General features: G+C 58.5%; 8 protein-coding genes, 1 tRNA gene and 1 pseudogene. 9 read left to right on the top strand and 1 reads right to left on the bottom strand.

Annotated features, from left to right (window positions below; translation table 11 throughout):
• From AC1DYX_RS07955 to AC1DYX_RS07930, 6 genes and pseudogenes are all read left to right on the top strand, one after another.
• The coding region (locus tag AC1DYX_RS07955; RefSeq protein WP_477258035.1) for a cytochrome b family protein at positions 1–722 on the top strand (722 nt) is incomplete at its 5' end.
• Between the two features lie 27 nt (positions 723–749).
• Entirely contained in the window at positions 750–1,511 is a 762-nt protein-coding gene (locus AC1DYX_RS07950; protein WP_477258033.1) for a cytochrome c1, read from the top strand.
• Between the two features lie 90 nt (positions 1,512–1,601).
• Positions 1,602–2,213 carry a glutathione S-transferase N-terminal domain-containing protein gene (locus tag AC1DYX_RS07945; RefSeq protein ID WP_036231132.1) on the top strand — a complete coding sequence of 204 codons (612 nt, stop codon included), beginning with the start codon at positions 1,602–1,604 and terminating at the stop codon, positions 2,211–2,213.
• A gap of 106 nt (positions 2,214–2,319) precedes the next feature.
• Positions 2,320–2,805 (top strand): ClpXP protease specificity-enhancing factor, encoded by a 486-nt coding sequence (locus AC1DYX_RS07940; protein WP_477258030.1) that lies wholly within the window; start codon positions 2,320–2,322, stop codon positions 2,803–2,805.
• Between the two features lie 21 nt (positions 2,806–2,826).
• Positions 2,827–2,902 (top strand) — tRNA-Thr (locus AC1DYX_RS07935).
• 106 nt (positions 2,903–3,008) lie between these two features.
• Positions 3,009–3,209, top strand: a pseudogene (locus AC1DYX_RS07930) (site-specific integrase); the annotation flags it as partial.
• Positions 3,210–3,410: 201 nt separating this feature from the next.
• Here AC1DYX_RS07930 and AC1DYX_RS07925 read toward each other — a convergent pair.
• Positions 3,411–4,364 (bottom strand): aromatic alcohol reductase, encoded by a 954-nt coding sequence (locus AC1DYX_RS07925; RefSeq protein ID WP_477258043.1) that lies wholly within the window; start codon positions 4,362–4,364, stop codon positions 3,411–3,413.
• 184 nt (positions 4,365–4,548) lie between these two features.
• Here AC1DYX_RS07925 and AC1DYX_RS07920 point away from each other — a divergent pair, with 184 nt between their 5' ends.
• From AC1DYX_RS07920 to AC1DYX_RS07910, 3 genes are read left to right on the top strand one after another with little or no spacing between them, the layout of a single operon-like run.
• The gene (locus AC1DYX_RS07920; protein ID WP_477258028.1) at positions 4,549–5,445 is read left to right on the top strand and encodes a LysR family transcriptional regulator; all 897 of its coding nucleotides are present in this window, start codon (positions 4,549–4,551) and stop codon (positions 5,443–5,445) included.
• A 60-nt stretch (positions 5,446–5,505) separates the two neighbouring features.
• A complete protein-coding gene (locus AC1DYX_RS07915) occupies positions 5,506–5,793 on the top strand; it encodes an Hcp family type VI secretion system effector (protein ID WP_477258041.1) in 288 nt (95 codons plus the stop codon).
• Between the two features lie 9 nt (positions 5,794–5,802).
• Positions 5,803–6,213 (top strand): BPSL0067 family protein, encoded by a 411-nt coding sequence (locus AC1DYX_RS07910; RefSeq protein ID WP_477258025.1) that lies wholly within the window; start codon positions 5,803–5,805, stop codon positions 6,211–6,213.

Genomic DNA, 6,213 nt, shown 5'->3' with positions numbered 1-6,213 from the left:
ACCCGGACGGCATCGAGGTCAAGGAAAACCTGGGTCCGGACGGCCATGGCGTCGATGCGATTCCGTCGCATCCGTACTACACGACCAAGGACTTGTTCGGCGTATCGATGTTCCTGCTGATCTTCAGCACCGTCGTGTTCTTCGCGCCGGAAATGGGCGGCTACTTCCTGGAATACAACAACTTCCTGCCCGCCGATTCCCTCAAGACGCCGCCGCACATCGCCCCGACCTGGTACTTCACGCCGTTCTACTCGGTGCTGCGCGCGACGACGTCGGACTTCATCTGGGTCGTGATGCTGGGCCTGGCCGCCTACGTCGTGTTCATCTGGCTGCGTTCGCGCCTGTCGTACAAGGCCAAGGTCGCGATCACCGTGATCGCCATCGTGGCCGAGATCGGCATGCTGTTCCTGGAGGCGAAGTTCTGGGGCGTCGTACTGTTCGGCTCGGCCGTCGTGATCCTGGCCCTGCTGCCGTGGCTCGACCACTCGCCGGTGAAATCGATCCGCTACCGTCCAGGCTGGCACAAGTACGTGTACGCCGTGTTCTTCGCGACCTTCCTGACGCTCGGCTACCTGGGCACCCAGCTGCCGACCCCGGCCTACACGCTGATCGCCCAGGCCTGCACCCTGCTGTACTTTAGCTTCTTCCTCCTGATGCCCTGGTGGAGCGCGATGGGCCGGTTCAAGCCGGTACCCAAGCGCGTGACGTTCACCCCGCATTGATTCCGGAATTCAAGCCAAAGGACAACCATGATGTTTTCGAAAAAACTGCTCGCGATCCTGGCCCTGCTGCCGGGATTCGCGTTCGCGAACGAAGGGACGTTCGCGCTCGACCGCGCTCCGGAACGCACCGATATCGCATCGCTGCAAAACGGCGCCAAGCTGTTCGTCAACTACTGCCTGAACTGTCATTCCGCATCGTCGATGCGCTACAATCGCCTGCGTGACCTGGGCCTGAGCGAAGACCAGATCAAGAACAACCTGCTGTTCTCGGGCGAGAAGGTGGGAGACCTGATGACGATCGCGATGCGTCCCGCGGATGCGAAAGCCTGGTTCGGCGCCGTGCCGCCGGACCTGTCGGTGATCGCGCGCGCGCGCGCCTCGGGCGCCGGCTCCGGCCCCGACTACATCTACACCTACCTGCGCACTTTCTACAAGGACGACACCCGCCCGACCGGCTGGAACAACATGGTCGTGCCGAACGTCGCCATGCCGCACGTGCTGTGGCAATTGCAGGGCGTGCGCACGGCCAGGATGGTCGAGGAACCGGATCCGCACGAACCGGGCAAGACCGTGCACCGCTTCGCCGGCTTCGAGCAGGTGACGCCTGGCACGCTGAGCCCGCAGGAATTCGATACGCAGGTGGCCGACCTGGTCGCCTACATGGACTGGATGGCCGAACCGGCGCGCGACTTTCGCAAGCGCCTGGGCGCGATCGTCGTGATTTTCCTTGCGCTATTCGCGTTCCTGGCCTGGTCGTTGAACGCTTCTTACTGGAAAGACGTAAAGTGATTTGATTGCCCGGTTATAATGCGGGCAATGTCTATTCGGGGTGAGCCGCCTGGCGCTTCACCCCTTTGTTTCTTGAAGGAACTATAAACCATGATGGTTCTCTACTCCGGCACCACGTGCCCGTTCTCCCAGCGCTGCCGCCTGGTCCTGTTCGAAAAGGGCATGGACTTCGAGGTGCGCGACGTGGATTTGTTCAACAAGCCCGAGGACATCTCGACGATGAATCCGTACGGCCAGGTGCCGATCCTGGTCGAGCGCGAACTGATTCTGTACGAATCGAACATCATCAACGAATACATCGACGAGCGTTTCCCGCACCCGCAGCTGATGCCGGCCGACCCGCTGATGCGCGCCCGCGCCCGCCTGATGCTGTTCAACTTCGAGAAGGAACTGTTCGTCCACGTCAACACGCTCGAAAACGAGCGCAACAAGGTGGGCGACAAGAGCCACGACAAGGCCCGCGCCGAAATCCGCGACCGCCTGACGACCCTGGCCCCGCTGTTCCTGAAGAACAAGTACATGCTGGGTGACGAATTCTCGATGCTGGACGTGGCCATCGCCCCGCTGCTGTGGCGTCTGGACCACTACGGTATCGAACTGTCAAAGACCGCGGCACCGCTGATGAAGTATGCCGAGCGCATCTTCTCGCGTCCGGCCTACATCGAAGCCCTGACCCCGTCCGAAAAGGTGATGCGCCGCTAAGCGCCTTGGCCGCATCCGGCCGGACACAGTTGCACGCCAGTTTACGCCGCCACAGGCGAATCGAAGTACACTGGCGTGTAACATCTCGTTTCATTTCGATCACAACATGCCAGACATTTCCACCAAGCCGTACCTGCTGCGCGCCATCTACGAGTGGTGCACGGACAGCGGCTACACGCCTTACCTGGCCGTCAAGGTCGACGCCGCCACCACGGTTCCGATGGAATACGTGAAAAAGGGCGAGATCATCCTGAACATCAGCTACGGCGCGACCTCCGGGCTGAAGATGGACAACGACGCCATCACCTTCCGTGCTCGCTTCAACGGCGTCTCGCGCGAACTGTACATCCCGGTGCACAACGTGCTGGCCATCTACGCCAACGAAAACGGCCAGGGCATGGCCTTCGACGTCACGACGACGGCCGCCGACATGCCGCCGCCGGCACCGGAGCCTTCCGTCTCGTCGGCCTCGTCGGCCCCGGGCTTGGCCGCCGTTCCGGGCAAGACCTCGTCGGAGGTGTCGCGCGTACCCGACGACAACGACGAACCGCCGAAAAAAGGTGGGCGCCCTACGTTGACCCGCATCAAATAAGGGTATAATTCTGGCCACATTGCCGGCTTAGCTCATCAGGTAGAGCAGTTGATTTGTAATCATCAGGTGGCGGGTTCGAGTCCTGCAGCCGGCACCAAAATTTAGCTTTGAAAACAGTGCCTTAGGTTTTACCGACCTAAGGCATTTGTCTTTGTGGAACGCGAAAAGTACACTTTCAGTACACTCAGCAGTCACAGAGGCTCATGGCAACCATCGTTCTTACCCCTTCCGGCACCTACAAAGCACTCGTCCGTATGCGAGGCTGGCCGACCACTTCCAAGACTTTCCGACTCAAGCGCGACGCCGTCGATTGGGCCCGCAGAACCGAAGATGAGATGGTTCGTGGCGTCTACATCTCGCGGACCGGTTCCGAGCGCATAACGCTGCAGGAAGCGCTGCAGCGATAACTGTAGTAGCTCAAACTTGACCTGACGCACACTGTCAGATGAGTTAAAGTCATCATCATGCCCTGCGGATGTATTGAATCCTTGGGGGCAACCGGCCAACAGCTGTTATCCGGTTATTTGAACGTTGACGATAGCCGAACTGCGAAGTTGATAGGACTATCTTCGATGTCTTTGCCTAAGCCCTCGGGATGACCGAGTTTACTTGCTGCGGCTGGAAATCAGGTTCGCATTGATCCACGCGACCACGTCGGTAACAGGGAGGACACGTTGGCTATTGAACGTGCCGCTCTTATCCCAAGCGACACCCCGTCCTTGAGCAAAGGCAGCACGATACTTGCTCATCATATTGTGCGGGTCGCGGGCAAGTTCGCCGAGCAAATACTCCTCACTCCATTCCGAACGGCTAAAGGGGCGGCCAAGGGACGCTTCCAGCTTGTCGGCGACCTCGCCGTAAGTCACGGTGTCACCGGCTAGATAGACAATCTCGTTCCGGATTCGAGGTTTCGCGAACACGATCTCGGCAGTTAGCGCTCCGATATCATCGGGAGTCGTCAGCGTCACAGCGGTGTCGAGGTTGCCCAGGGCGTGGACGGCATCGTTTTCTAGATCAACCACGCCGAATTCCGGCTCAAACAGATAGCTCATGAACATACCGGTCGAGATAATGACCCACTCAGTCTGGTGCTGACTGCGCAAAAGTTCCCGCACGTCCAACTGTGCGTCGAAAATGTCCTGCGGACTGCCGCGTCCGATCACGTCAAAATCGACGCCGAACTGCCATGGAAAATATCTTGGGATTCGTGCCTGCAAGGCAGCACGCGCTAATTTCATCGGCGTGTCGATTCCCGCCGCGTAACCGGCGCAACCGATTACTGTGTCATATTGTGCGAATACTACGGCGAGTTCGTCAATGGAGCTCTTCACAAGATCGCCTACGACAATCTCGACGCCAAGATCCTGAATTTCCGTTATATCACGTCGCTTGCCTGGTGCGCTGGACTCGACGGCACTTGCGCGCAGCAGGACGCTGATCTTCACACCGTCGATGCTCTTCGCGCGGTGCGCAAGACTGCGCAGCACCGGTAGGCCGAGTTCGCCGGCTCCGAGCACGAGAATGTTTTGAGACATGGCGTTAGGATCTGCCTGGTTCATCGTGAGAGGTACAAACAGTTGGCGGTCTTGATTGGACATGGTTGTTTACTTCTGTGGTTTAAGTGCCTGCACTGTAGCAACCCTAATGACGCGGAAAAAGCAGCCCTAGAGGTTTTCATCATGCAGAAAACGCGAACAATCTTGGGGTATAGTGCCGTTTTCTATATCGCTATCGGGGCAACACATGGATCGCGTTCAAGCAATGCAGGTATTTCTTCGCGTGGTCGAAAGCAAGAGTTTTGTCCGCGCAGCAGAGACCCTGGGCCTACCGGCATCATCAGTCACCGGCATCATCAAGCGGCTAGAAAAACATTTGCAGACACGCCTCCTCAACCGTTCCACCAGAAACCTTAGCTTGACGCCAGAGGGGGAGCGATACTTTAGCCGCTGCCGCGAGATACTTGACCTGATTGACGATACGGAAGCCAGTCTGCATGGCTCGATGAAGCGCCCGCAAGGGCGACTGAGGGTGGATATGCCGGGCGGCATTGCGCATGCCGTTATCCTGTCACAGTTGGCGCAATTCCAGCAACGCTACCCCGATATCTATTTAATGATCGGCATAAATGATCGTCAGGTGGACTTGATCCAGGACGGAGTCGATTGTGTGATMCGTACCGGTAGACTCCATGACTCGACTTTGGTCGCGCGCCCCTTGGGTGAGCTGCGGTGGATTACCTGCGCGGCGCCGTCCTATCTGGATGAAAAGGGTATTCCCGATGATCTGGAGGATTTGCATCGGCACCGGGCGGTTCACTACTTTTCCAGCACGACGCGTCGGGATGGCGAGCTGCATTTCGTGGAGGCCGGAGACAGCGTCACCGTTCCAGTTCCCGGCACGGTGGCAGTTAATGAGACTGGGTTGTACATCAAGCTTGGCCTCGATGGAAGCGGCCTAATGCAGTTGGCTGAAATTTTGGTGGAGGACCATTTGCGGACCGGAAAATTAGTCGAGGTACTGGCCGATATGCGGCCGGCACCTGTGCCGGTGTCACTTGTTTACCCCCATCACCGCTTTCTCTCTCCGGCTATGCGAGCGTTCGCCGATTGGACGGCTGAGCTGTTCAGGAATGTCGGTTAACGGGGGATGCTGCCGCCTACCGGACACCGTTTGTCAGGCCAAGTCTGAGCTAGTACACCGATCCTGCTCCAGACCTGTGCGGCCGGCAAGACGATTCCCAAGGCCGTGTTCGAGTTCATGAGAGCCGATGGCGAGGGTAAGCCGATTCCTTACTTCCGCGTCGAGCTGGAAAATATAATGATCTCGGACGTAGCCCCGAACAGCGGCGATGGCGGCACCATCACCGAGCATGTCCAGCTGGCCTATTCCAAGGTCAAGTGGTCGTACACGAAGCAGAGCATCCGGGGCGGTGTTCAAGGCAACACCGCCGGCGGCTGGGACCTCGCCGCAAACAGGATCGCGGCGTAGGAGCATGGCATGCCGCACATCTACCGCGACGCCAGGAAACTAGAGCACCAATCAAAGGTGGACGGCGGCCAGTGCGTGCGCCTGGTCCAGCACTTCACAGACGTAGGCCCGACCTCCAGTTGGCGCCAAGGCCCCCGAGTGCTTGATGAAACCGTCATTGAGGAGGGAACCGTCATCGCGAACTTCAACAGGCAGGGCCGCTGGCCGGGCAAGAGCAAAGGCAATCATGCCGCGTTTTTCATCGAGTTCGGACCACGCGGCCCAGACGGCAAACCCTTGTGGATCGTCGTGCAGGATCAGTGGACGTCAAAGGCTGATATCCACATGCGTCGAATCGAACGGCGGGGCCAGAAACTGCATGACGAAGGCAACCGCTTCGACGACTCCGACAATGCTGAACACTTCTACATAGTCAAATGA

The organism is Massilia sp. P2_C2 (genome assembly GCF_056404615.1).
This window is presented reverse-complemented; position numbering and strand designations above follow the sequence as displayed.